This is a genomic window from Streptomyces sp. NPDC059169, from assembly GCF_042755225.1.
Classification (GTDB): domain Bacteria; phylum Actinomycetota; class Actinomycetes; order Streptomycetales; family Streptomycetaceae; genus Streptomyces.
Genome location: NZ_JBHZCF010000006.1, coordinates 395,881 through 420,815, shown reverse-complemented (window position 1 = coordinate 420,815; position 24,935 = coordinate 395,881). Strand labels below are relative to the sequence as shown.

Annotated in this window: 19 protein-coding genes; 8 read left to right on the top strand and 11 right to left on the bottom strand. The window is 71.8% G+C overall.

Going from position 1 to position 24,935, the window contains the following annotated elements; translation table 11 throughout:
- Positions 1 to 142: 142 nt before the first annotated feature.
- Positions 143 to 3,223, top strand: coding sequence for an SCO5717 family growth-regulating ATPase (locus tag ACFXOM_RS14640; protein ID WP_385038051.1), 3,081 nt, complete (start codon positions 143 to 145; stop codon positions 3,221 to 3,223).
- A 526-nt stretch (positions 3,224 to 3,749) separates the two neighbouring features.
- On the opposite strand, the gene ACFXOM_RS14635 is transcribed toward ACFXOM_RS14640, so the two are convergent.
- Both ACFXOM_RS14635 and ACFXOM_RS14630 read right to left on the bottom strand, forming a co-directional pair.
- Complete coding sequence (locus ACFXOM_RS14635; RefSeq protein ID WP_384941677.1) at positions 3,750 to 3,941, bottom strand: hypothetical protein; 192 nt, start codon at positions 3,939 to 3,941, stop codon at positions 3,750 to 3,752.
- 485 nt (positions 3,942 to 4,426) lie between these two features.
- Complete coding sequence (locus ACFXOM_RS14630) at positions 4,427 to 5,410, bottom strand: endonuclease (protein ID WP_385038048.1); 984 nt, start codon at positions 5,408 to 5,410, stop codon at positions 4,427 to 4,429.
- A 723-nt stretch (positions 5,411 to 6,133) separates the two neighbouring features.
- Between ACFXOM_RS14630 and ACFXOM_RS14625 the strand changes: the two genes are divergently transcribed.
- Genes ACFXOM_RS14625 through ACFXOM_RS14605 form a run of 5 tightly spaced genes read left to right on the top strand, consistent with a single transcriptional unit; the run spans position 6,134 to position 11,956 of the window.
- Entirely contained in the window at positions 6,134 to 7,996 is a 1,863-nt protein-coding gene (locus tag ACFXOM_RS14625) for an ABC transporter substrate-binding protein (RefSeq protein WP_384941674.1), read from the top strand.
- A gap of 3 nt (positions 7,997 to 7,999) precedes the next feature.
- On the top strand, positions 8,000 to 9,073 hold the full coding sequence (locus ACFXOM_RS14620; RefSeq protein WP_384941672.1) for an ABC transporter permease: 1,074 nt from the start codon (positions 8,000 to 8,002) through the stop codon (positions 9,071 to 9,073).
- A complete protein-coding gene (locus ACFXOM_RS14615) occupies positions 9,070 to 9,957 on the top strand; it encodes an ABC transporter permease (protein ID WP_384941670.1) in 888 nt (295 codons plus the stop codon). Before ACFXOM_RS14620 ends, ACFXOM_RS14615 begins: the two co-directional genes overlap by 4 nt.
- Positions 9,954 to 10,949: an ABC transporter ATP-binding protein gene (locus ACFXOM_RS14610; protein ID WP_384941668.1), complete on the top strand. Its 996-nt coding sequence runs from the start codon at positions 9,954 to 9,956 to the stop codon at positions 10,947 to 10,949. Before ACFXOM_RS14615 ends, ACFXOM_RS14610 begins: the two co-directional genes overlap by 4 nt.
- Positions 10,946 to 11,956: an oligopeptide/dipeptide ABC transporter ATP-binding protein gene (locus ACFXOM_RS14605; RefSeq protein WP_384941666.1), complete on the top strand. Its 1,011-nt coding sequence runs from the start codon at positions 10,946 to 10,948 to the stop codon at positions 11,954 to 11,956. The genes ACFXOM_RS14610 and ACFXOM_RS14605 overlap by 4 nt, the downstream gene beginning before the upstream one ends.
- A gap of 43 nt (positions 11,957 to 11,999) precedes the next feature.
- On the opposite strand, the gene ACFXOM_RS14600 is transcribed toward ACFXOM_RS14605, so the two are convergent.
- The 9 genes from ACFXOM_RS14600 to rimP form a co-directional block, all read right to left on the bottom strand.
- Positions 12,000 to 12,950 carry a bifunctional riboflavin kinase/FAD synthetase gene (locus ACFXOM_RS14600; protein ID WP_384948522.1) on the bottom strand — a complete coding sequence of 317 codons (951 nt, stop codon included), beginning with the start codon at positions 12,948 to 12,950 and terminating at the stop codon, positions 12,000 to 12,002.
- Between the two features lie 62 nt (positions 12,951 to 13,012).
- Positions 13,013 to 16,582, bottom strand: coding sequence for a trypsin-like peptidase domain-containing protein (locus ACFXOM_RS14595; RefSeq protein WP_385038045.1), 3,570 nt, complete (start codon positions 16,580 to 16,582; stop codon positions 13,013 to 13,015).
- A gap of 195 nt (positions 16,583 to 16,777) precedes the next feature.
- A complete protein-coding gene (truB, locus tag ACFXOM_RS14590; protein WP_384941661.1) occupies positions 16,778 to 17,680 on the bottom strand; it encodes a tRNA pseudouridine(55) synthase TruB in 903 nt (300 codons plus the stop codon).
- Positions 17,677 to 18,114: a 30S ribosome-binding factor RbfA gene (rbfA, locus tag ACFXOM_RS14585; RefSeq protein WP_384941659.1), complete on the bottom strand. Its 438-nt coding sequence runs from the start codon at positions 18,112 to 18,114 to the stop codon at positions 17,677 to 17,679. Before rbfA ends, truB begins: the two co-directional genes overlap by 4 nt.
- Positions 18,115 to 18,138: 24 nt before the next feature.
- Positions 18,139 to 18,432: a DUF503 domain-containing protein gene (locus tag ACFXOM_RS14580; protein WP_384941658.1), complete on the bottom strand. Its 294-nt coding sequence runs from the start codon at positions 18,430 to 18,432 to the stop codon at positions 18,139 to 18,141.
- A 157-nt stretch (positions 18,433 to 18,589) separates the two neighbouring features.
- The gene (gene infB / locus ACFXOM_RS14575) at positions 18,590 to 21,643 is read right to left on the bottom strand and encodes a translation initiation factor IF-2 (RefSeq protein WP_384941656.1); all 3,054 of its coding nucleotides are present in this window, start codon (positions 21,641 to 21,643) and stop codon (positions 18,590 to 18,592) included.
- A 149-nt stretch (positions 21,644 to 21,792) separates the two neighbouring features.
- Positions 21,793 to 22,071: a YlxR family protein gene (locus ACFXOM_RS14570; RefSeq protein WP_384941655.1), complete on the bottom strand. Its 279-nt coding sequence runs from the start codon at positions 22,069 to 22,071 to the stop codon at positions 21,793 to 21,795.
- 185 nt (positions 22,072 to 22,256) lie between these two features.
- Complete coding sequence (gene nusA / locus ACFXOM_RS14565) at positions 22,257 to 23,252, bottom strand: transcription termination factor NusA (RefSeq protein ID WP_384948528.1); 996 nt, start codon at positions 23,250 to 23,252, stop codon at positions 22,257 to 22,259.
- A 2-nt stretch (positions 23,253 to 23,254) separates the two neighbouring features.
- Positions 23,255 to 23,779 (bottom strand): ribosome maturation factor RimP, encoded by a 525-nt coding sequence (gene rimP, locus ACFXOM_RS14560; RefSeq protein WP_385038042.1) that lies wholly within the window; start codon positions 23,777 to 23,779, stop codon positions 23,255 to 23,257.
- Between the two features lie 151 nt (positions 23,780 to 23,930).
- Here rimP and ACFXOM_RS14555 point away from each other — a divergent pair, with 151 nt between their 5' ends.
- Both ACFXOM_RS14555 and ACFXOM_RS14550 read left to right on the top strand, forming a co-directional pair.
- On the top strand, positions 23,931 to 24,467 hold the full coding sequence (locus tag ACFXOM_RS14555; protein ID WP_385038040.1) for a hypothetical protein: 537 nt from the start codon (positions 23,931 to 23,933) through the stop codon (positions 24,465 to 24,467).
- The gene (locus ACFXOM_RS14550; protein ID WP_384941647.1) at positions 24,464 to 24,928 is read left to right on the top strand and encodes a ferritin-like domain-containing protein; all 465 of its coding nucleotides are present in this window, start codon (positions 24,464 to 24,466) and stop codon (positions 24,926 to 24,928) included. The genes ACFXOM_RS14555 and ACFXOM_RS14550 overlap by 4 nt, the downstream gene beginning before the upstream one ends.
- Positions 24,929 to 24,935: the final 7 nt, after the last annotated feature.

Sequence of the window (24,935 nt, the reverse complement as noted above, 5' to 3'; positions counted from 1 at the left end):
GGCGTTTAGGGTGGGGACGCGACGCGTAGCGACCTGCGGGCAGGCACGCGGCGTCCCACGGGGGAGAGCCAGGCGGATCGGACGACGATGACGGTCGCCCCCACCCACCACGGCACGAGGGTGCTCGACCACAGGAGGCAAAGTGAACGGCGATCGGGACGAGATCCGCGAGGGCTGGAACACGCCCGTCGACGATCAGTCCGACGCGGAGCCCTCAGAGATGACGGGTGAGTTCACCATCGACTACACCCCGCCGGCCTGGTACACCCAGAATGCGACGGGGGACGCGGCGGGCGGTCCCAGCGGGACGGCACAGACGGCACCGCCGCCGTCCGGTGCCCCGGTGGCCGTTCCCGACCTCCCCCCCGGCAGTGGCTTCGAACCGAACTGGGCGCCCCTGCAGAACCCGGCGGCGGCGTCCTCGTCCGGGGCTGCGGCGGCACCCGTCACCCCCTCCCCCGACGCGGCTCCGGCTCCGGCTCCGGCTCCGGCTCCGGCTCCGGCTCCGGCTCCGGCTCCGGCTCCGGCTCCGGCTCCGGCTCCGGCTCCGGCCAGTGTGCCCGCAGGCGCCGGGGCGGACGTGCCGCAGCCGTTCGGCGGTGGAGACGTCGAGAGCGGCGCCACGATGCGCTTCTCCCCCGCCGCACTGAAGCGGGAGATCGCCGAGCGTGAGGCGGCTGCGGCTGCTTCTGCGGAGCATGGCGCCGATGAGCCCTCCGTCACGGGTACGACTGAGCCGGGCGACGCAGCGAGCGGTGGGCCCGTCGACGCAGAGGAGGCGGGTACGTCCGCCCCAGTGCAGGTCTCCGGAGGCGGCACGCGTGCCGAGGAGGTCACCGAGGAAACCGACGCCGTCCGGAACGAGTCGGCGCCCGGTGCCGCGCCCGGTGCGGACGAGAGAGCGCCGGACGGCGAAGCCCCCGGCGCGACCGAGGCCGTGGACGCCGCGGAGTCCGCTCCCGGGGACGCCGCTGGGGAACTCCCGGGCGCCGGGGGTGAGTCCGCCCCCGTGGTGACGGAGCCCGTGGTTCCCGCAGCGGAGGCCACGGGCGCGGCGGTGGGCCCACGAGACGCCGAGGCCGCCGACGCGCCCGCTGATGCCTCCCCCCAGGACTCGGTGCCCACCGACACCGTCCGGGCGGCGCCCGGCCCTGTCGCGGCACAGCCCTGGGCCGCAGCCGACCCGGCAGCGGGCGACGCCCTTCCGCCCTTGCCGCCCGCGTACCGACCGGCCGCACCGACGGCGGCTGCCCAGTGGCCGGCGCCGACACAGCAGCCCGACCAACCGTTGCCGCCCCAGCAGGCCCAGTCCGGCTGGCCGGGACCTCATGCCGGCGCCCCGACCCCCGCCCAGCAGAGCGGCTACGGCTTTCCGCAGCCGGACCGGCCCACACCGCATGTCCCCGCCCAGCAGGGCGGGTACGGCTTCCCCTTGCCGGCGCCCCAGCCCCCGCAGTCCGCTGCGCCCTCCCCGGCGCCGGCCCAGGGCCAGCAGACTCCGGCGCCCCCGCCGCCGGCCGCTCCCGGGCCGAACGCGCAGGTCCCACCGGCCGGTTACGGCTTTCCCCCACCGGCACCCCAGGCCTTCCCGGCCCAGAACCCGGCGATGCCCACCCCGCCCCACCTGCCCGCCCAGCAGGCGGCACCGGGACCGCAGGCGCCAGGCCCGCAGGCAGCGGGCCAGGTCCCGTCGCAGGGCGCGCCCGTCGACCCCAGGACCGGCGCCGCCTGGCCCACTCCCGTGGCGCACGACCAGCGCGAGCGTTCCGTCCCGGGCGCGCCGCTCGGTTACACCGCGGCCGTGGAGCTCTCCTCGGACCGCCTCCTGCGCAACAACAAGCAGAAGGCCAAGTCGAGTCGTACCCCGAGCGCCGCCTCCCGCTTCAAGCTCGGTGGCAAGAAGGAGGAGGCCGAGCGCCAGCGCAAGCTCGAACTGATCCGCACGCCGGTGCTCTCCTGCTACCGCATCGCGGTCATCAGCCTCAAGGGCGGCGTCGGCAAGACCACGACAACCACGGCGCTGGGTTCGACCCTGGCCAGTGAGCGGCAGGACAAGATCCTGGCCATCGACGCCAACCCGGACGCCGGCACGCTCGGTCGCCGGGTGCGCCGCGAGACCGGGGCCACCATCCGCGACCTGGTCCAGGCCATCCCGTACCTCAGCTCGTACATGGACATCCGCCGCTTCACGTCGCAGGCGCCCTCGGGTCTCGAGATCATCGCCAATGACGTGGACCCGGCGGTCTCGACGACCTTCAACGACGAGGACTACCGGCGTGCGATCGACGTGCTGGGCAAGCAGTACCCGATCATCCTCACCGACTCCGGCACCGGGCTCCTCTACAGCGCCATGCGCGGGGTTCTCGACCTCGCCGATCAGCTGATCATCATCTCCACCCCGTCCGTCGACGGCGCGAGCAGTGCGAGCACCACGCTCGACTGGCTCTCGGCACACGGCTACGCGGACCTGGTGCAACGGTCGATCACCGTGATCTCGGGAGTCCGCGAGACCGGAAAGATGATCAAGGTCGAGGACATCGTGCAGCACTTCGAGACCCGCTGCCGCGGCGTCGTCGTCGTGCCGTTCGACGAGCACCTGGCGGCCGGCGCCGAGGTCAACCTGGACATGATGCGCCCGAAGACGCGCGAGGCGTACTTCAACCTGTCCGCGATGGTCGCCGAGGACTTCGTGCGCGCGCAGCAGGCGCAGGGGCTGTGGACGTCCGAGGGCCAGGGCCACCAGCCACCGCACATGGCACCGCCGATGCCCGGCCAGCCCTACCCGGGTCACCAGCCGGCACCGTACCCGGGTCAGGCGGCCCCGCCGTACGCGCCGAACCCACAAGCGCCCGCTCAAGGTGGGCAGCCCCCGCACCCGGGCCAGCCGCCGTACGGGGGACAGCATCCGTACCCGCCGCAGCCGGGCGCCCAGCAGCAGTGGCAGCAGCCGCTGCCGTCGCAGGCGCCGTCCGTGCCGAACCCGGCGGCCCTCCAGCCGCCGCAGTCGCAGCCCGGCCAGCCGGGATTTCCGCAGCACTTCCCCGCCGGTGCCGCCCAGCCGCCCGCACCGGGCCAGCCGCCCGCGCAGAGCCAGCTGCCGGGTACTCCCCCCGCGCCCGGCCAATCGGGGCTTCCCGGGGGCCCGGTCCCGCCCGAGGGCTACGGATACCCCCAGCAGCAGGCGCCTCAACCGCCTCAGCATCCTCAGCCGCCCCATCAGTAAGTAGGGCGTCGACACCCTGGCGCGTGCGGGCTCGTGCTGTGCCGATCGACGCCGTTGGTCAAACCGGGTTCCTGGTCGCTTCGTTCCGCCGATCGCTTGGTCCGCGGAACGAAGCACCACGAACAGGCGGTGCGGTTGCGGGCCCGTGGTGTGCGGGGCGAGATGGGCGTCGGTGCGGGCGAGGTTGGTCGCGGCGGCGGTGAGCTGCGGCCGGGAACAGGTCTTCACCCACCCGCGGGGGCGCAGCCTGTGCGCGCCGCAGCGCCCGACGGATCGGGCCGCCGGGCAACTGCGGTCCACAACGACGAAGAGCCGATGCAGCACGGGGCGTTCCCGTCGTCATGAGGCCGGCCGTATGACGCCAGGAGCACCACCGAGCCGAGGACCGGTCGGTTGTCGATGGGCGCTCCTCCACCGTGGAGCAGGTTCACCGGACGTCCCTCAGGTGGTGGCACGGGACCCGGTCCAGGGGGTGCGGGCCCACTCTTCACCACGCGGGGTACCGGACCTCTGCCGTGGCGGATCGCTAGAAGACGATGACGCCGACCGCGAATAGGGTCATACACACGGCGAAAGCCACGAGGATCATCGCGAGGCGGTTGCGCCGGGCCATGACCTCGGGGCGGTACCCCAGGATCCGGGCCGCTTCCAGTACGTCCTGACGGAAGTCCTCGGAGTTCCGCCGGCCATCCCCGGTGTCCGGGCCATCCGGTCCCATCGTCGCCTCGCCTCCAGCACACGTCGTCGTCGGGGCCCGCGGGACGGCCTCCACGGCAACACTGCCGCCGGGCGGCGCCGGGGCACGGGCTGTCCGTCGATCGACGGGTGCCCGATGCGATGCTCCGGCGGGACAGGGCTCGTTCCTCCAGCCCGTTACGTCCGGGCCGGTGGGCTCATCTGTTGATCAGAGCGCGCCACGCTATGCCCGTCCGGCACGGCCGGTCAATGCCCACGCGCACGGCCACGGAACCTGATCTGCCGAGGAACCCGTGGATGCCCCCCCACGACGGTGGTCCCGGGCAGAATGGCACGGCTCTGACCAGCTGAAACGTCACTCTTGCCCTGCGGCGCCCCCGAAGCGAAACGGGGATGCCCGCCAGGAGCCCGTACGACGAAACCGCCGCCGCACCCGAAGCCGGGGGCGGTTTCGTCGTGGAGTGCCCGCAGCCCCGGCTTCGGACGGAGTGGCAACCGTGGCTTTCATCAATGACGGCGCACGATCGCGTCCTTGGGCGCCTCAGCAGCACCGTTCCCGTCGTCGACGGTGAAGGAGAAGGTGACGGTCGGAGGATTGTGATCGGACAGCGGCTCCCCCTCGGAATCGAGGAACTCCGCGTACTCATTGCTGTAGCGGACTGCGTCCAGGGTCAGTCCCGGGCCGCTGCGGTAGAAGACCTTGTCGAGGAGCTCACACTCGGTGGATTCCTTGCAGGTCGGCGCATCGTCGTCGACATCGGGCGTCGTGCCGCCCTTCACCAGTCGGACCCAGGCGTCGGTGAGTCCGTTGTCGTCCCGCAGCTCGCGGATGATGTCGCCGGACCTGGTGTAGCGGCTGTTGGTGTCACCCGTCACGATGACCGCCCGGCCGGCGGAGTGCTTCCTGATGTAGTCGGACAGCTGACGGACGTTGTGACGGCGGACGCGCAGCATCTTCTCCGTGCCGGACCCCGCGTTCATGTGCGCGTTGTAGAGGTCGAGGGACGCTCCGCCCGGAAGTTCCAGTCGGAGGTAGGTGAATCCCTTCGGCGTCAGGCAGTCGGCGTTGGTACACCGGTCCCACGTCACCCGGTCGAGCTTCTTCAGCTTGAAGTCGGACAGGGTGTTGAGGCCGTCCGAGAAGGGCACGCCGGGCACTGGCACCCAGTCGGGAACCGACGGCGGTGTCCGGTACGTGTGCTCGTCGTGCTTGATGAGGTCGGCGTGGTACGCGAAGTCCTCCTGGACGTTGACGATGTCGTAGGCGTTGATCCGCCGGGAGATCACCTTGGTGTTCTTCGCGGGCTTGCTGCCGGAGAGCGGCTCGGGCAGCCCGGCGACGTTGTACGTGAGCACGCTGAAGGTGCCACTGGCGGGTCCGGTCGAGGATCCGTCGGCGTACGCGACGGGGGACAGAGCCATCGTCGCGGTGAGCACTGCCAGGCTCACGGCGGGAACGGCGAACCCGGTTGCCGTACGAGGTGCCGGCATGTGTTGTCCCTTCTCTCGGGGGTGTCGCGCAGGCAGGCACCAGCGGTCTCCGAGGTGCCCTCGCCGAGGGCACCAGCGGTCTCCGAGGTGCCCTCGGCGGGGTCCGCGGCAGGTTCGTGGCGCGGGGCGCCGCGCGGACGCCCGCATGGCAGAGGGCGTCGACGGCACTGGCGACTTGTCATGAACGCATCCTTGCGGCTGGGTGCGACCGAACACAACCACACCCAGTCCGTCACCCCCGCCGGCTGCCGCGACCGCCGCCGACACCCCGCCGTCGCACAGGCCGACGAGCCCCCTCGCCGCTACTCGATCGAGAAGGCGGCACCGGCTCTGCGCCGGACGCGCTCGGGTACACCACGAGGAGGAGCCGGCGCAGGTTCCCTCCCCATGACGACGCCCCACCCACGAAGGCTCCGACGGAGCACGCCACCGTCGCGGGAGCGAGCCCCGGCACGCCCCCACGCCTGACTGCCGGCGGACCCTCCACTCGCACCTCGCCCTTCACAGCGATCCCACTCCACCGGATGTGTCCAGCGAAGCGGAATTGACCGACGGCGTCCGTTCCGACGATGCGGATCCTCACGCATTGTGCGGGACCGTAAGCGGATTGACGTCGCGTCCGTTGACACGTCTAGACCACGCTGATAAACCTTCGCTGCATCAGCTGGCGCCCCATAGATCCGCGTACGTCCTCCTGGCGACCACGACGTGAGGTCAACGTCCATGATCAAAACGGCTCGGCCCCGGCCCGCTCGGAGGCGTCCGCCCCTCCGGCTGTTACTCGTCTGCGCCCTGGCAGCGTGCGCCCTGGCAGCCGCTCCGACCCGCGTCCCCGCACCGGACGACGACAGCGGAGGGACCGACGCCAAGTCCGGCCCGCAGAAGGTCCTGACGGTCGCGGTCTCCCAGAGCGTGGACTCGCTCAGCCCGTTCCTCGCACAACGCCTGATCTCCACCAGCATCCACCGGCTGATCTACGACTACCTGACGAACTACGACGTGAAGGACGCCCATCCGGTCCCCGGCCTCGCCACCCGCTGGACCTCCTCGCCGGACAAGCTGACGTGGACGTACACCATCCGCAAGGACTCGACGTGGACCGACGGGGTACCGGCCACCGCCGAGGACGCGGCGTGGACCTTCAACACGATGATGACGGACGCGAACGCCGCCACCGCCAACGGGAGCTTCACCGCCAACTTCAGGAAGGTCACCGCCCCGGACCCCGAGACCCTCGTCATCGAGCTGAAGAAGCCGCAGGCGACGATGGTCTCCCTGGACGTCCCCATCGTTCCCAAGCACGTCTGGGACGAGGTCGGCGACTTCTCCACGTTCAACAACGACAAGCGGTTCCCCGTGGTCGGCAACGGGCCGTTCGTCCTCACCGACTTCAAGGTCGACCAGTACATCAGACTGGAACCCAACAAGACGTTCTGGCGGGGCGCACCGAAGTTCGAAGCCCTGGTGTTCAAGTACTACAAGGACGGTGACGCGGCCGTCTCCGCGCTGCGCAAGGGCGAGGTCTCCTTCGTCTCCAACCTCACCCCTGCACAGGCCGCATCGCTCGACGGCAGCGAGAACATCAAGGTCAACGACGCTCCCGGGCGGCGTTTCTTCGCGCTCGCCACCAACCCGGGCGCCAGGGCCAAGAACGGCCGGAAGTTCGGCAGCGGACACCCGGCGCTGCTCGACCCGGCGGTGCGCAAGGCGCTGTTCCACGCCGTCGACCGGCGGGCGCTCGTCGACAAGGTGTTCCAGGGGCACGCAGTGGAAGGAGAGGGCTACATCCCCCCGCGCTTCGACACGTACTTCTGGAAGCCGACGGCCGCCCAGCGGATCGGGTACGACCCCGCGAAGGCAGCCGCACTGCTCGACGGGGCCGGCTACCGGAAGGGCGAGAACGGCAAGCGCGCCGGCAAGGACGGCAGACCGCTGGACTTCCGGATCCTGTGCCATGCCACCGACCCCAACGACAAGGCGGTGGGCAAGTACCTCCAGGAATGGTGGGGTGCCCTGGGCATCGGCCTGAAGGTCGATTGCCTCGACAACGTCTCGGACCCCTGGGTCAAGGGCGACTACGACCTGGCGTTCGACGGCTGGTCGGTCAACCCCGATCCCGACTTCGTCCTCTCCATCCACACCTGTGCGGCCCTGCCCGCGACGCCCGCGGACACCGGCGCCACGGACAACTTCATCTGCGACAGGCAGTACGACGACCTGTACGCACGGCAGGCCGCGGAATACGACGCGACCCGGCGATCCGACCTGGTGCGACAGCTCCAGTCCCGGCTGTACGACACCGGCTACCTGAACGTCCTCGCCTACCCCAACGTGGTGGAGGCGTACCGCACGGACCAGATCAAGGCCATCACGACGATGCCCGAGGCGGCGGGCAACCTCTACGGGCAGGACGGCTACTGGAGTTGGTGGTCCGCCGAGCCGGCAGACGGCGAGGCCTCGTCAACGGGCTCCGGCGGTTCCTCGGCGGCGGTGGCCATCGGCATCGGCGTGTCCATCGCCCTGGTCATAGCGGTCGGCATCATCTCCAGCCGGCGCCGCAAATCCTCCGCCTACGACCGTGAGTAGTCGATGAGCAGCGCCAGCAGCACCCCCGCGACGTCCGCAAGGGACGACGGGCAGCCGGCAACCCTGCTCCCAGGGGACCGTCCCGGGCGCGGCGGCCGGACGTCCGGCTATCCGGCCTACGTGGCGGGCAGGCTGGTCGGCGCCGCCGTGTCCCTGTTCGCCGTCCTCGTCACCAGCTTCTTCCTCTTCCGGATCGTCCCCGGAGACCCGGTGAAGGCCATGACGCACGGCATGCCGACGAGCGCCGAGCAACTGGCCACACTCCGGCGTCAGTTCGGGCTCGACCTACCGCTGTGGCACCAGTTCACGAGCTACTGCTCCGGCGCGCTCACCGGTGACCTGGGCACGTCGTACCAGTTCCACGCGCCCGTCGGTGACCTCATCGCGCAGAAACTGCCGGCGACGCTGCTGCTCACCGGTGTGTCCGTGGTCATCTACTCGATGCTGGGACTGTGGCTGGGTACGCGCTCCGCATGGCACCACGGCGGGCTCGGGGACCGGCTGAACACCGGGGTGGCGCTCACATTGTGGTCGGTGCCGTCGTTCTGGCTCGGGCTGCTGCTGATCATCACCTTCTCGGTGGGTGTCGGTCCTGTTCCTGGGCTGTTCCCGACGGGCGGCATGGAGTCCGGCGGAACGACGGGCTACGCGCACGTCCTGGACGTCGCCCACCACATGGTGCTGCCGGTGCTCACGCTGGTCGCCGTCGGCTACGCCCAGACGCTCCTGGTGACGCGGGCGTCGCTGCTCGACGAAATGGGCAGCGACTACCTGACCACCGCCCGGGCCAAGGGACTGCCGGACGACGCCGTACGCCGTCGACACGCCGTGCCCAACGCACTGCTCCCGACCGTCACGATGGTCTTCATCAACCTCGGCCATGTGGCGGCCGGGTCGATCCTCGTCGAGACCGTCTTCTCCTGGCCGGGGCTGGGCGGGCTCTTCTACCAGGCGCTCAGTGTCCCCGACCTGCCTCTGGTGCAGGGCCTGTTCATGGTGTTCGCCGGGGCGATGATCCTGATGAACCTGCTCGCGGACGTCCTCTATCCGCTGCTCGACCCGAGGGTGAGCCGATGACGAGATCACTGCCCTGGGCGCGCCGCCGTGACTCGGCCGCACGGTTCTGGCGCGAGTACCGCAGGCACCGGGCCGGCGTGGTAGGCCTGGCCGGACTCGTGCTCCTTGCCCTGATCGCGCTCGCCGCCCCGGCGCTCTTCGGCAGCGACGTCCAGAACGTCACCCGTGCCCCCGGGCAGGCACTGGAACCGCCGAGTGGTGAGTTCCCCCTCGGCACCGACCAGTTCGGGCGCTCGCTGCTCGGCCTGCTGGTCTGGGGGGCGCGCATCTCGCTCGCGGTGGGTCTGCTCGCGGCCACGCTGTCGGTGGCCATCGGCACGCTGGTCGGCGTGGCGGCCGGCCACTACGGCGGCTGGTTCGCCACGGTCGCCATGCGGGTCACGGACTGGTTCCTCGTGATGCCGACGCTTGTGCTGGCGATCGTGCTGGCCACGGTGATGTCGCGCAGCGTGTGGACGGTGATCCTGGCCATCGGGGTGACGACGTGGCCGACGACGGCCCGACTGGTGCGGGCCCAGACCATCGCGGTCGAGTCACGGCCGTACATCGAGCGGGCCAGGGCACTCGGCGGCGGTCACCGCCACGTCATGGCCCGCCACGTACTGCCCAATGTGATGCCCCTGGTCCTCGCCCAGACCACGCTCGGCATCTCCGCCGCGATCCTGACGGAGGCGACGCTTGCGTTCCTCGGCCTCGGGGACCCGACGGTGGTGTCCTGGGGCGGGATGCTCCAGGACGCCCGGGAGGCGGGAGCGGTGTCGTCGGGGCACTGGTGGTACCTGGCCCCTCCGGGCATCGCGGTGGCGTTGGTGGCACTCGCATTCACCCTGTGCGGCCGGGCGATCGAGTCCGTCCTCAATCCGAAGCTGGGGGCAGCCCGATGACCGTGCCCGCCGCGACGTCCGCTCGGAGCCTGTTGCAGGTCAGGGATCTGCGGGTGTCCTACGGTGAGGGCGCGTCTGCCGTCCCGGCCGTGCGTGGAGTGGACCTGACGCTCGGTGCGGGGCAGACGCTGGGCATCGCGGGCGAGTCGGGCTGCGGGAAGTCGACGTTGGCGCTCGCACTGCTGCGGCTGCTCCCGCCGACGGCGCGACTGTCGGGCGAGGTACTGCTGGACGGCGAGGACGTGCTGGCCATGAGGTGGGGACGGCTGCGCGCGGTGCGCTGGGCCGGCGCCTCGATCGTCTTCCAGGGTGCGATGCACTCGCTCAACGCGGTGCACCGGGTCGGCGAGCAGATCGCGGAGCCCTTGCTCGTGCACGGACGGGCGACCGAGGGGGCGGCCACGCGACGCTCCGTGGAGTTGCTGGAGCAGGTGGGGTTGCCGGCCGGACGGGCCGGCGCCTATCCACACGAGCTGTCCGGTGGGCAGCGACAGCGCGTCATGATCGCGATGGCACTGGCCTGTGATCCGCAGCTGATCGTCGCCGACGAGCCGACAACGGCGCTGGACGTGATGATCCAGGCGCAGATCCTGCGCCTCATCACCGAGTTGGTGACCGACCAGGACATCGGTCTTCTGATGATCAGCCACGATCTCGCCGTGCTCGCCGAGACCTGTGACCGGCTCGCCGTGATGTACGCGGGAAGGGTGGTGGAGGAGGGTCCGGCGCAGGAGGTGTACGACGCGGCGGTGCATCCGTACGGACGGGCGCTGTCCGCGGCGTTCCCGCGCATCGGGGATCCGTCGTCGCGCAGGTCCCCACGGGGTCTGCCCGGCGATCCTCCGGACCCGTTGGCGCTTCCCGACGGTTGTGCGTTCCGTCCGCGCTGCCCTGTGGCACTGGACGCGTGCGGGCCGGACGAACCACTGCTGCGGGAGGCGAGCGCGGGCCGCTGGGCGGCGTGCGTGCGCGTGGAACGGGAGGACGTATGAGCGCCACCGACGGATCCGCCGGGCCCGTTGCTCCCCTGCTGTCGGCCTCGGGGCTGCACGTGACCTTCCCCGGCCGGCGGGGCGCTCCCGTGGCACGGGCCGTCGACGGGGTGAACCTGGACGTCGGAGCCGGGGAGATCGTGGCACTGGTCGGCGAGTCCGGGTGCGGGAAGACGTCCTTGGCGCGGGCGCTGTTGGGGCTGGTGGAGCCGGCGGCGGGCGGCGTGACGTTCGACGGTGTGCCGCTGTCGTACGGTGCCCGGGCCCTGAAGGCGTACCGCAGGCGGGTCCAGTTGGTGCTGCAGGACCCGAGCGGATCGCTCAATCCGCGGCACACCGTGTACGACGCGGTGGCGGAGGGCTTGCGGATCCACAGGTGCGGGGGCGAGGAGCGCGAGGCGGTCACGGAGGCCCTCGCACGGGCGGGGCTGCGACCGCCGGAGCGGTTCTTCCTGCGCTACCCACACGAGTTGTCGGGAGGGCAGCGGCAGCGGGTGGTCATCGCCGGTGCGCTGGCTCTCGGTCCCGAACTGATCGTCGCGGACGAGCCGGTGGCCTCGCTGGACGCCTCGGTGCGGGGGGAGATCCTCGCACTGTTGCTGCGCCTGCGCGATGAACTGGGCCTGTCGGCGCTGGTGGTGACGCACGATCTGGGCCTCGCCTGGAACATCGCGGACCGTGTCGCCGTCATGTACCTGGGCCGGATCGTGGAAGCAGGCCCGGTGGAAAGCATCTTGACGGATCCTCAGCACCCCTACACACGGGCGCTGCTGTCCGTGCTGCCGGAATCCCCGATGACCCCGGTCGTCCTCACCGGCGAACCGCCCGACCCGACCCGCATCCCGGGCGGATGCCGCTTCCACGCACGCTGCCAGGTCCTCGCCTCGGGGGAGGCCGAGAGCGTCGGGGTCGCTGCCCGGTGCCGTGCGGAGGACCTGCCGCTGCTCCAGGGCTCCGGTCCGGGCGGCGTGGCGTGCCACTGGGCCGCCTCCCCCGACCGGTTGTGAGCTCGGGGGCTTTGGGGAGGGCCGTGCGCCTCCCGGGCGCGCCCTACGCGTCCTGGGCCCCCGTCAGTTCGCGTGCGCGCTTCACATCGGCCGCGATGGCGTCCAGCAGGGCCTCGATCGAGGCGAACTTCTCCTGGCCCCGCACGTAGGCGAGGAAGTCGACGGCCACGTGGAGGCCGTACAGGTCGAGCCCCACGCGGTCGATCGCGTACGCCTCGACGGTCCGCTCGGTCCCGTCGAACTGGGGGTTCGTGCCGACGGAGATCGCGGCCGGCATGCACTCGCCGTCCGCGATGAGCCAGCCCGCGTAGACGCCGTCCGCAGGGATCGCGGTGTGCGGGAGGGTTTCAACGTTCGCCGTCGGGTAGCCCAGCTCACGGCCGCGCTGGGCACCGCGGACCACGACGCCTTCGACGCGGTGCGGCCGGCCGAGGATCTCGGCAGCCCCCTCGACGTCGCCCTCGGCGACCAGGCGCCGGGTCAGGGTGGAGGAGAAGGGCTCACCGCCCCCCGCCTCGCCCCGGACGTAGAGGTCGACGACCTCGACCTCGTAGTCGTAGGTGCCGCCGAGCTCGGCCAGGAAGCTCACGTTGCCCGCGGCCTTGTGACCGAAGCGGAAGTTGGGACCCTCGATCACCAGGCGGGCGTGCAGCTTGTCCACGAGCACCTTCACGATGAAGTCCGCGGGCGACAGCTTGGAGAACTCGGAGGTGAACGGGAGGACGAGCACGGCGTCCACCCCGAGCTCGGCCATGAGCTCCGCGCGCCGATGGTGCGGTGCGAGCAGCGGCGGGTGGCTGCCCGGGCGGACGACCTCGCTGGGGTGCGGGTCGAAAGTGACGACGACCGACGGCACGCCCAGCTCACGGGCGCGTTCTACGGCCCGCCCGATGATCAGCTGGTGGCCGCGGTGCACCCCGTCGTACGAACCGATGGTGACGACGCTGCGCCCCCAGTCCTGGGGGATGTCCTCCAAGCCACGCCAGCGCTGCACTGTGACCGCTCCTCGCCCGAACCTCAACCCGAACCGAACCTTTGTGCGTGACGCATGAGCGCTCACGCAGGTCTAAGACTGCCATGCCCGAGGTCGTCCGTTCGCATCGGCATCGGACTGCGCAGCGCTTCCACCGTGCGCCTGGTGCTCGGACCGACCACCAGGGACCAGTCGTGCGGCGCCTCGGCGAGCCAGACCGCGACGAGCGAGCCGAAGCCGGGGAACCGCCGCGCCAACTCGACGAGCCGGCTGTCGAAGCGGTTCGCGCCTTCGGGAGTGCGCACGAGGAGCAACCCGGCACGGTGGACCAGCTCGCGGGTCCTGGACTCCGGCTGCCGGGCCCAGCCGAGGGCCGCGGTCCGGACCACGGCGTCCAGGACGTCCAGACCGCTGCCCTCGTACTGCTCGTATTCCAGCAGCAGGTCCAGCAGCTCGGCCCGCAGTGGGCGGGAGGCCGTCGGCCCGGGCGCCGCGAGCACCTCGGCCAGGGCGCCGCGGGCCGTCTCCGGCCTGCCCCGCAGCAGGCAGCTGATCAGTGGCAGGAGCACGACGCGTGCAGCGGTGCCCCGCTCCAGGGCGCGGTCCACGAAGACGGCGGCGTGCGCAGCTGCGTCGGGCTGCAGATCGGCGTACTCGCGGACGAGACCCACCGCCCGCTCGGCCAGATCGGGCGCGCCGATCCCGGCCAGCGCGCGGAACACCTCGCGTGCCCCGTCCCCCGGCTCCAGCAGCCGGGCCCGGAAGGATTCAAACACTTGCTCAGGATGGGTCGGCAGTGCCGCGGCCAGGGCACTCGCGGGCAGTCCGCGATCCCCGGACCGGTACAGCGCGAGGGCCCGGGCGAGGTAGCGGGACCTGGTGCGGGGGTCGAGGACGAGCAGGGCGAGGGCCTGGCCGTGCAGCGCGGTGTCGGCGGGCCGCGCGAGGAGGGCGACCGCTGCGTAGCGCAGCAGTTCGCGGTCGGTGGTGCCGGTGGCGTGGTGTGCTGCGGCCCACCCGTAGCTGGCCGCCGCCGCGCGCCGCCCTTGGCGCGCGTCGTCGTGCGCCCAACGGTCGACAGCCCGGCACACCGCGGACGTCTCGTCCTCGGCGAGGGCCGCGAGCAGCTCACCGGCGCGCGGATGTGCTGTGCTGATGAGGGCCTCGCACAGGTCGTCGGGTGCCAGCGTGCGCCGGGCGTACAGCAGCGCCTGGGCCGCCCCGGCAACGGTGGGCCGTACGTCCGCCGCCGGCCCCGTGGGCAGCGGCCGGTCGTCGGTGAACCAGCGGCACAGCAGCGGCTGGACGCTCCTCGGGGCCCGTGCGAGGCGTTCCGCCACGGCGTCCAGGTATCGGGGCCGAGTCGCTTCGCCCCCCGGTACCCGGGTTCGCGGTACGCCGTCCGCGGGGATCAGACGGCGGAAGAGGTCGATCCGGTCTGCCTCCGTGAGACGCAGCCGCTGCCAGAAGCCGGGCCCGAAGTCGTCCCGAAGGGTCGGGCCGCCCGTGTCGCCCCGCTGCGCGAAGCAGTGGCTGACGCAGTCCGCGAGTGCCTGCAACACACCGAGGTGAGGGCGGGCGTCGGGAAGCCGCAGCAGCGATTCCCGCAGCAGCCGGACGGCCCACCAGCGGGCTTCCCCCGCGCCCGGCGGTCCTCCGGCCGGGCCGTCGACGCCCGAGCCGTCGGCGCCCTGTGCGTCCAGGGCGGGCAGCGCATCGACCAGGGCCTTGAGCCGGTGGCCCAGCTCAGCGGCGCCGGAGCGCCGGCCGAGGAGGAGCAGGGCCTGGACCACCGGGCCGAGCCGGTGCCGGGGCACCCTCGGGGTCCAGCGGTCCCCCGGCTGCGCGCCTTCATCCGGCTGTCCGGCCTCCTCCGCCTCGTACGGCTCGGCGGGGTGCGCACGGTGGACCAGTGAGTGCAGCGCGCCGTCCAGGTCCAGATGGGCGGCCTGCACCCAGTCGGCAAGCCCTTCGTGCGCGAAGCGGTAACCACCACCGGCCGGGGCCAGCAGGCCCTCGGCGAGCACGGCGGAGGCCCAGCCGGGGCGCCAGGGGAACAGCTCTTCGAAGCACTCCCTGTCCAGACGCCCCTGCCCCGAGCCGAGGCACCGCCGTGCGGCCTCGTGGACGCGGCCCGCGATCCGCGCGGCGAGGCACCGCACGGGTGTGGCCAGCGTTCCCCGCCCCGCCGCGGACGCGATCCGTTCCGCGGCCCGCAAGCAGGCCAGGTCCAGGTACGCCCCGAAGACCTCGTCCCGGCCCGGTTGCCCGGCCACGTCGCCGGGCAGCGCCTCCCGCACCTCCGCGAGGAGTCGCAGCACCAGCGGATCGTGGGAGTCCCGCTCCGCGAGCGATCCGGGCGGTAGCCCGTACTGCCCGCGGAGCTGCGCGGCCTCGGCTCCGGTCAGCGGACCCAGGTGCAGGGCCGGACGGTGTGGTTCGCCCGGCGCGTTTCCGCCGGGGCGGTGCAGGACTCCCTCCGGGTACAGGGCCGCAGCCTGTTCCCAGTGCTCGGGTCGACAGGCGACGACCAGGCGCGCGTCGCAGTGGCGCAGCCAGTGCGCCGTGGCCCCGGTCCAGTCGGCGAGGCGGGCGGCGAGGCCCGGCGGCATCTCCTCGGGGCTGTCAAGGAGGACGAGAAGACGGCGGTCGTGGTCGCGGGCGAGGTGCGCGATCCGCTCGGGGGTGGCGCAGGTCTCGTCGCCGTCGGCCGCGATCCGACTCGCGCGGGCGAGGATGCGGGCGACGGCGTCGGCCAGGGAGCCGTCCGCGGCGTACAGGTCGGCGCCGCGCAGCAGGACGGTCGGGGCCGGTGCCGTCCCGTCCGCTCGCCGTGCGGCGAAGGACCGGAGTGCGGTGGTCCGGCCGCTTCCGGGGTCCCCGGTCATGCCGAGGACGAGGGCGTCGGACGCTGCGAAGGACGTCAACCGACCGCTGATGGCGGTTCGTTCCACGGCCGGCGGGTCCTGCGGGGGACCTGTGGACACGGCGGCGAGGCGGAGCGCGCCCGCGAGGTTGAGATCGGGTCCGAAACCGGGGGCGTCGGACGCGTTGCGCTCCAGCAGCTCCGCGAGGGGCCCGTGCGGATCGCGGGCGGCGGCAGCACGGAGCGGTACGGCGAACCCGGCGGCCGCACGGTTGCCGTGCAGCGCGGCACCGAGGACGGCCACGACGGCACCGGTCGCAGCGTCCAGAACCGGGGCGCCCGTGGTCCCGCCGAGCCGCAGGGCGTCGCTGCCGTCGGTACCGATCGTCAGTTCCAGGGCACCGCCCAGATGGTGGTGGCGACCGGCGTCCGCGTAAGTGACGTCGGTGACCCCGAGGACGCGCGCCTCCCTCCAGCCGCGGGCTGCGACGCACACATAGGCACCGGTCTCCACGTCCCGGCGCGCGACGATCGGGAGGGGGCGCACGCCGAGCCCTCGGGTGCGGACGAGCGCCAGATCGACCTCGGGCAGCAGGGTGACGTCGTCCGCGCCGACGTGGCTGGTGCGGTCGCCCCGCGCGGCGTGCACTTCGGGACCGGACAGCCCGGCGACGGCTTCGTGGCTGGTGACGACCGTGCCCGAATCGTCCGCGACGAATCCCGAGCCGCGCGGACGGCCCGCCCGATCGCAGATCCGTACCAGTGTTGCCAGGTCCCCGCGTGCCATGGTCCGACCGTAGGTCGGCGATGATCAACGGATGAAGCCGGAGAAGGAAAGCGCCCCCGAATGCTCCCTCTGTTCACTCCGAGCGCCTGCCCAAGTGGGTGAATCCGCGCGTCTGGAGGGATAGACCCCTACCCGAGGGGGATCGTGGAGCGGGCAGCGGCCGTGCCCGCTCCACGGTGGGGCGCCGAAGGGCCTTCAGCCGAAGACGGCCAGGCTCTTCGCCTTCCCCTTGTGCTGTTCGACCAGGGCCAGGAGACGGTCCTCCGGGCCGAAAACGGCCACCGGCCCGGCCGTGCCGTACTCCGGCATGTCCAGGCGGACGCCGTTGACGAGCAGCCGGGCGCGCTTCTCGTCGAGGTCCCAACGCGGGAAAGCCGCTGCGGCGGCCTCTCCGATCGGCATCACCGTCAGCTCCTCCTGGAGCTGGTCCAGCGTCCTGGCCGCGTCGAGCTTGTACGGGCCGACGCGGGTGCGGCGCAGCGCGGTCAGGTGCCCGCCCACACCGAGACCGGCCCCCAGGTCTCGGGCGAGTGCCCGGATGTACGTACCCGAGGAACACACGACGGAGACGACCAGGTCCACCACCGGGGTACCGTCGCCGGCGACGGCCTCGCGGACGTCGTACACCGTGAACTGCGAGACGGTCACCGGGCGGGCCGGAATGTCGAACTCCTCACCGCCGCGCACCCGTGCGTACGACCGCTTTCCGTCGATCTTGATGGCGCTGACCTTGGACGGCACCTGCATGATGTTGCCGGTCAGCTCGGCCACGCCCGCGTCGATGCCTTCCCGAGTGACCCCGGAGGCGTCCGTCGAGGTGGTGATCTCGCCCTCGGCGTCGTCCGTGACGGTGTTCTGCCCGAGCCGGATGGTGCCGAGGTACTCCTTCTCGGTCAGCGCGAGGTGGCCGAGGAGCTTGGTCGCCTTCTCGACGCCGAGGACGAGGACGCCCGTCGCCATCGGGTCCAGCGTGCCCGCGTGCCCGACCCGCCGGGTCCTGGCGATACCGCGCATCTTGGCGACCACGTCGTGCGAAGTGAAGCCCGACGGCTTGTCGACGATGACGAGTCCGTCGGGCGTAGTGCTGTGCCGGTTCATTCGGAGGTTTCGTCCTCCTCCGGCTTCCGGTACGGGTCGGCGTCGCCCGCGTACGTCTTGCCCGTGGAGGACTCACGGACCTCCGCGTCCTTGGCCCTGGCCTTGTCGAGCAGGTCGTCGATGGTCCGGGCGTTGTCGGGAAGGGCGTCCGGGACGAAGGTCAGCGTGGGCGTGAAGCGGACTCCCGTCTGCCGGCCGACCTCCGATCGCAGGATGCCCTTGGCGGACTCGAGCGCCGCGGCGGACGCCGCGCGCTCCTCGTCGTCGCCGTAGACCGTGTAGAAGACCGTGGCCTCCCGCAGGTCGCCGGTGACCCGGGCGTCCGTGATCGTGACGAAGCCCAGCCGCGGATCCTTGATACGCCGGTCCAGGGTCTCCGCGACCACGACCTGGATGCGATCGGCCAGCTTGCGGGCCCGCGCGTTGTCGGCCACCGGTCCTACTCCTCTTTCGTTCATTCAGTCTTCATCGCCGTGCAGTCGCCGTCGAACCGACAGCAGCTCCACTTCGGGCCGGGCGGCGACGAGTCGCTCGCACCGGTCCAGTACGTCTCTGAGGTGCCCCGTGTCCCCGGACACCGCCGCGAGGCCGATCTCGGCCCTGCGGTGCAGGTTCTGATCACCCACTTCAGCCGCGGCCACCGCGTACTTGCGTTGGAGTTCGGCCACGATCGGGCGGACGACGGAGCGTTTCTCCTTCAGCGAGTGAACGTCGCCGAGGAGCAAGTCGAAGGACAGCGTCCCCACGTACATGTATGTCCGGATGTCCCGCCGGTACGGGATCGGTTGTGATGCCCCGCCCGCTCTTGGCAGGGACACCAAGAACCGTACACGCACGGCCGGGGCCGATCGACGGGATTTACCTCCCGCCGACCGGCCCCGAAACGGGTGCTGTGCGGCAGCCGCCGTGCTAGCCGCGCGGCTTCTCGCGCATCTCGTACGTCGCGATGACGTCGTCGACCTTGATGTCGTTGAAGTTCCCGAGGTTGATACCGCCCTCGAAGCCTTCGCGGATCTCGGTGACGTCGTCCTTGAAGCGACGCAGACCCTCGATCGTGAGGTTCTCCGCGATGACCTTGCCGTCGCGGATGAGGCGCGCCTTGGTGTTGCGCTTGACCTCGCCGGAGCGGATGAGCACACCCGCGATGTTGCCCAGCTTGGACGAACGGAAGACCTCGCGGATCTCCGCCGTGCCCAGCTCGACCTCTTCGTACTCCGGCTTGAGCATGCCCTTGAGGGCCGCCTCGATCTCCTCGATCGCCTGGTAGATGACCGAGTAGTAGCGAACGTCCACGCCCTCGCGGTCGGCCATCTGCGTGGCACGCCCTGCGGCGCGCACGTTGAAGCCGATCACGATGGCGTCGGAACCGGTCGCCAGGTCGATGTCCGACTCGGTGACCGCACCGACACCGCGGTGCAGCACCCGGATGTCGACCTCCTCGCCGACGTCCAGCTGGAGAAGCGAGGACTCGAGGGCCTCGACCGAACCGGACGCGTCGCCCTTGATGATGAGGTTGAGCTGCTGGACCTCGCCCGCCTTGAGCACCTTGTCCAGGTCCTCGAGGGACACCCGGCGGGTGCGCTTGGCGAACGCGGCGTTGCGCTCACGGGCGGCACGCTTCTCGGCGATCTGACGGGCCGTACGGTCCTCGTCGACGACCAGGAAGTTGTCGCCGGCGCCCGGGACGTTGGTGAGACCCAGGACGAGGACGGGAGTCGACGGGGTCGCCTCCTCGACGTTGTTGCCCTTGTCGTCGAGCATCGCGCGGACTCGGCCGTACGCGTCGCCGACCACCATCGTGTCACCGATGCGGAGGGTGCCCCGCTGGACCAGGACGGTCGAGACGGCACCTCGGCCGCGGTCGAGGTGGGACTCGATCGCGATGCCCTGGGCGTCCTGCTCCGGGTTGGCCCGCAGGTCCAGGGCGGCGTCCGCCGTCAGGACCACGGCCTCGAGCAGGCTGTCGATGTTCAGGCCCTGCTTGGCGGAGATGTCGACGAACATGGTGTCGCCGCCGTACTCCTCGGCCACCAGGCCGTACTCGGTCAGCTGACCGCGCACCTTCGTCGGGTCCGCACCCTCGACGTCGATCTTGTTGACCGCGACGACGATCGGGACTTCCGCGGCCTTGGCGTGGTTGAGCGCCTCGATCGTCTGGGGCATCACACCGTCGTTGGCCGCCACCACGAGGATCGCGATGTCGGTCGACTTGGCACCGCGGGCACGCATGGCGGTGAACGCCTCGTGACCCGGGGTGTCGATGAAGGTGATGCGCCGCTCTTCGTCGTTGACCTCGGTGGAGACCTGGTAGGCACCGATGTGCTGGGTGATGCCGCCGGCCTCGCCCGCGATGACGTTCGTCTTGCGGATCGCGTCCAGCAGTCGGGTCTTACCGTGGTCGACGTGACCCATGACGGTCACCACCGGCGGACGCGCGACGAGGAACTCCTCGCCGCCCTCGTCCTCGCCGAACTCGATGTCGAAGGACTCGAGGAGCTCGCGGTCCTCCTCCTCCGGGCTGACGATCTGAACGGTGTAGTTCATCTCGCCGGCGAGGATCTGCAGCGTCGCGTCGGAGACGGACTGCGTGGCCGTCACCATCTCGCCGAGGTTCATCATCACGGCGACGAGCGACGCCGGGTTGGCGTTGATCTTCTCCGCGAAGTCGGTGAGGGACGCACCGCGCGACAGACGGACGGTCTCGCCGTTGCCGCGGGGCAGCATCACACCGCCCACGGACGGGGCCTGCATGGCCTCGTACTCCTGGCGCCTCTGCCGCTTCGACTTGCGGCCACGACGGGCCGGACCGCCGGGACGGCCGAAGGCGCCCTGCGTGCCACCACGGCCACCGGGTCCACCCGGACGTCCGCCGAAGCCGGGACGGCCACCGCCGCCACCGCCGAAGCCTCCGCCACCACCGGGGCGCGGGCCGCCGAAGCCGCCACCGCCACCACCGGGACGGCCACCGCCACCACCGGGACGACCGGCGAAACCGCCGCCACCACCCGGGCGACCGGCACCGGCGCCGGGACGGCCACCGGGGCCGCCGGGGCCACGGCCACCGGGACCGGGACGCGGGCCGGCAGCGGGACGCTGCGGCATCATGCCCGGGTTCGGACGGTTACCGCCGGGACCGCCGCCGGGGCCACCCGCGGAACGCGGAGCCTGGGGACGGGGCATACCGCCCGGAGTCGGGCGGGAGCCGCCGGGACCGGGCTGCGGGCGGGGACCGCCCTGACCGGCGCCCTGCGGACGCGGACCACCCGGGGCACCGGGGCCGCCGGGACGCGGCGCGCCTCCCGGCCGGGGCGCCTGCGGGCGCGCCATGCCGGTGGAGCCACCGGAGGTGAAGGGGTTGTTACCCGGACGCGGACCCGAGGGCCGGGCACCCGGACGGGGGGCCTGGCGCTCGCCACCGGAGCGCGGGGCACCGGGACGGCCACCGCCCTGCGCGCCCTGGCCGGGACGGCCGGCGGGACGCGGTCCCGGAGTAGCACCGGGCCGGGGGCCGGCGGCAGGAGCCGACGGAGGCGCGGTGAACTCGGGGGCCGCCGGCGCGGCCGGCGCGGGCTTGGGCGCAGCCGGGGGCTTCGGGCCCGGGGTGGGACGCGGTCCCGGAGTGGGCGCCGCGGGCTTCTCGGCAGCGGCCGGCCTGGGGCCGGGGGTGGGCGCACCGGGCTTGGGGGCAGCCGGACGTGCCGTCTGGGCCGGGGCGGCCGGCGACGGCGCGGCAGGCTTGGCTGCGGGGGAAGGCGTCGCCTTGCGCGGCGCCGAGGGCTTCCCGGCGGCACGGCCGGAGCCGCTGCCCTGCTGGAAAGCGTCAGTCAGTTTGCGTACAACCGGCGCCTCGATCGTCGAGGACGCCGAACGGACGAATTCACCGAGTTCTTGGAGCTTGGCCATGACGACCTTGCTCTCCACACCGAACTCCTTGGCGAGTTCGTATACCCGGACCTTAGCCACTTCGCTCCTTTTAGGTCCGGGTTACCGCCGGACCGTCGCTACTTCATGGGCGTACTCATCGCGTACTCATCGAGTGCTCATCGCAATCTCGACCTACTTCCAACTCGCGAGGTACCTGACCGCACGGGGTTCCGTGCCGTACTTCTTTCCTACGGTGCTGCCTGCTCGACGTAACGGCGTACGTCCGCGGTTTCGAGCGGTCCCTGGGCCCTGAAGGCCCTCGGGAACGCCCGGCGGCGGACCGCCAGGTCGAGACAGACCGAGGCGGGGTGCAGGTACGCACCCCGGCCGGGCAGCGTACCGCGATGATCGGGGACGCAGGCGCCCTCGACCGCCACGATGCGCAGCAGATCGCTCTTGGCCGCTCGCTCCCGGCATCCCACGCAGGTTCGCTCAGGGCATGCGCGGGCATGCGTCCGGCCAGACACTCTTAAGTCTACCTCCCCGCACCGACCTCACCCCTTTGGGGCAAGAATCGAACAGTTGATGGCTCAATTCCTCACCCGAGCTCTCCGTGTCGGAACGGACACCGGGCGTGGTTCTCTTCCCGATGCCTCGGGACGCCGCGCGGGCCGCGGGGCATCCCGAGGCATCGGGCCGGTCCGGGAACCGGTCAGCTCTGCTCGGTGGCCGGCTCCGTGTCCGGGCGGATGTCGATCCGCCACCCGGTGAGCCGGGCGGCGAGGCGGGCGTTCTGCCCCTCCTTGCCGATGGCCAGCGACAACTGGTAGTCGGGCACCGTCACCCGGGCGGAACGCGAGGCCAGATCAACGACCTCGACCTTGGAGACCCGGGCGGGCGACAGCGCGTTCGCCACCATCTCCGCGGGGTCGTCCGACCAGTCGACGATGTCGATCTTCTCGCCGTGGAGCTCTGCCATGACGTTGCGCACGCGGCCGCCCATCGGCCCGATGCACGCCCCCTTGGCGTTCAGTCCGCTGCGCGTGGAGCGTACGGCGATCTTCGTACGGTGACCGGCCTCACGCGCGATGGCCGCGATCTCCACCGAACCGTCCGCGATCTCGGGAACCTCGAGGGCGAAGAGTTTCTTCACCAGATTGGGGTGGGTCCTCGAGAGGGTGACGGACGGACCGCGAACTCCCTTGGCCACCCGGACGACGTACGTGCGCAGACGCAGTCCGTGGGTGTACTCCTCGCCCGGAACCTGCTCCTGCACCGGCAGGATGGCTTCGAGCTTGTCGTCCAGCTTCACCAGGACGTTCTTGGGGTCCTTACCCTGCTGGACCTGCCCTGCGACGACGTCGCCCTCGCGGCGCGCGTACTCGCCGAACGTCACGTCGTTCTCGGCGTCCCGCAACCGCTGCTGGATGACCTGGCGGGCCGTCGAGGCGGCGATCCGGCCGAAGTCGTGCGGGGTGTCGTCGAACTCGCGGGGCTCCTGGCCCTCCTCGAGCTCGGACGGGTCCTCCTTGGCCCACACCGTCACGTGCCCGGTCTGGCGGTTGAGCTCGACCCGCGCGTGGCGGCGGCTCCCCTCGGTGCGGTGGTACGCGATGAGGAGGGCCGACTCGATCGCGTCGACCAGCAGGTCGAAGGCAATCTCCTTCTCCTGTGCCAAGCCCCTCAGGAGCTTCACGTCGATGTCCACGGCTACGCCTCCTCCTCTTTCTGAATGCCGTTCTTGTCTTTGCGGTTGAACTCGATCTCCACCCGCGCCTTGGCGATCTCGCCGAAGGCGAGGCGACGGGTGGTGGGCTTGCGCCCCTTCACGCCGGGCACCTCCAGGTCGAGACCCTCGTCATCGGCGCTCAGGATCCGTGCGACCAGGTCGCCGGCGGGCTTCCCGTCCGGGTCGGTCAGCTGAAACCTGGCCAGCCGACCCGTGGCGCGCACGTAGTGGCGGTGTTCCTTGAGCGGGCGCTCTGCCCCCGGGGAGGTCACTTCGAGCTGGTACTCGCCCTCGCCCATGGCATCGCTCTCGTCGAGCATGTCGGAGATGACTCGACTCAGATCGGCGCAGGCGTCGAGATCCACGCCCTCCTCGGAATCCACGACGACCCTGAGCACACGGCGGCGGCCGGCCCGGGACAGTTCGATCTCTTCCAGATCCAGGTCCGCGGCGCTGACGAGCGGTTCGAGCAGTCCGCGCAGCCTCTCGCTCTGGGTGGTGCTCATCCGGGTGACTCCTCGGCCGCGTGTGCTGTTGTGGGTTTCGTCGTGTGTCAGCACAAAGGGTATCCGGTCGCGGGGGGTGTTGCCGTCCACCCTTGGATGACCCACAGGTACGCTCGCCTGCGGTGATCACGGCGAGGCCCGAGGAGAAGGCGTGGAGCGCACGGGAACGACCCGCAGACGGGCGCTCATGGCGACGGGAGCGGCGGCGGCCGCCGCGCTGACCGGCTGTTCCCCGGACGGCCGACAGGACCGGCCCACAGCGCCGTCGGCGGCCGATAAGGCCGCCGCCGTGCTGCGCCGGCGCAGCACGGCGGCCAGCAGGGCGCTCCTCGCCGAGTACGACGCGGCCCTGGGAACCCATCCAGGACTCTCCGGCCGCCTGACCCCGCTGCGCACGGCGGTGGCAGCGCACGTCACCGCGCTCTCGGCCGGACCGCCGCCGACCGCCACGGGCACGCCGGCCCCGGCTGCCGATCCGGCGCCTTCGGCGTCCCCGGGCGGCACGTCCGTGCCGGTGGCGGATGTTCCGAGCGTCCTGCGCGCGCTCGCCGCGGCCGAACGGCGCACGTCCGACGCGCACACCGCCGCCCTCGTCGGCGCCGACGCCGAGTACGCCCGGCTGCTCGCCTCGGTCGCTGCGGCCGGCGCCGCCCACGCCTACCTGCTCACGGAAGGAGCCCGGTCATGAGTCGGCAGGACCCCGCGCCCCCGGGGAGGACCACGACGGACACGGTCCGGGCCGTCCAGGCCGCGCTCGCCGCCGAACATGCCGCCGTGTACGGCTACGGGGTCGTCGGCGGCCGTGCGGGAGACGCCCGGCGCGCGGAGGTCAAGGCGGCGTACGCCGGCCACCGCGCCCGTCGTGACGCCATGGAACGGACCGTCCGGGACCTCGGCGCGGCTCCCGTCGCCGCCCGGGCCGCGTACGCCCTGCCGTTCCCGGTGCCGGACTCCGCCGCTGCGGTACGGCTGGCCGCGGTCCTGGAGGACCGGGTCGCAGGCGTGTACTCCGACCTCGTGCGCGCGGCCGAAGGTGCGCTGCGGCGGGAGGCGGCGGACGCGCTGCGGGAGGCGGCGGTGCGGGCGGTGCGGTGGCGCGGCAGCGGCGTAGCCTTTCCCGGGCTTGCCGAGCGGTCCACGAGCCAGTGAAGGGGAA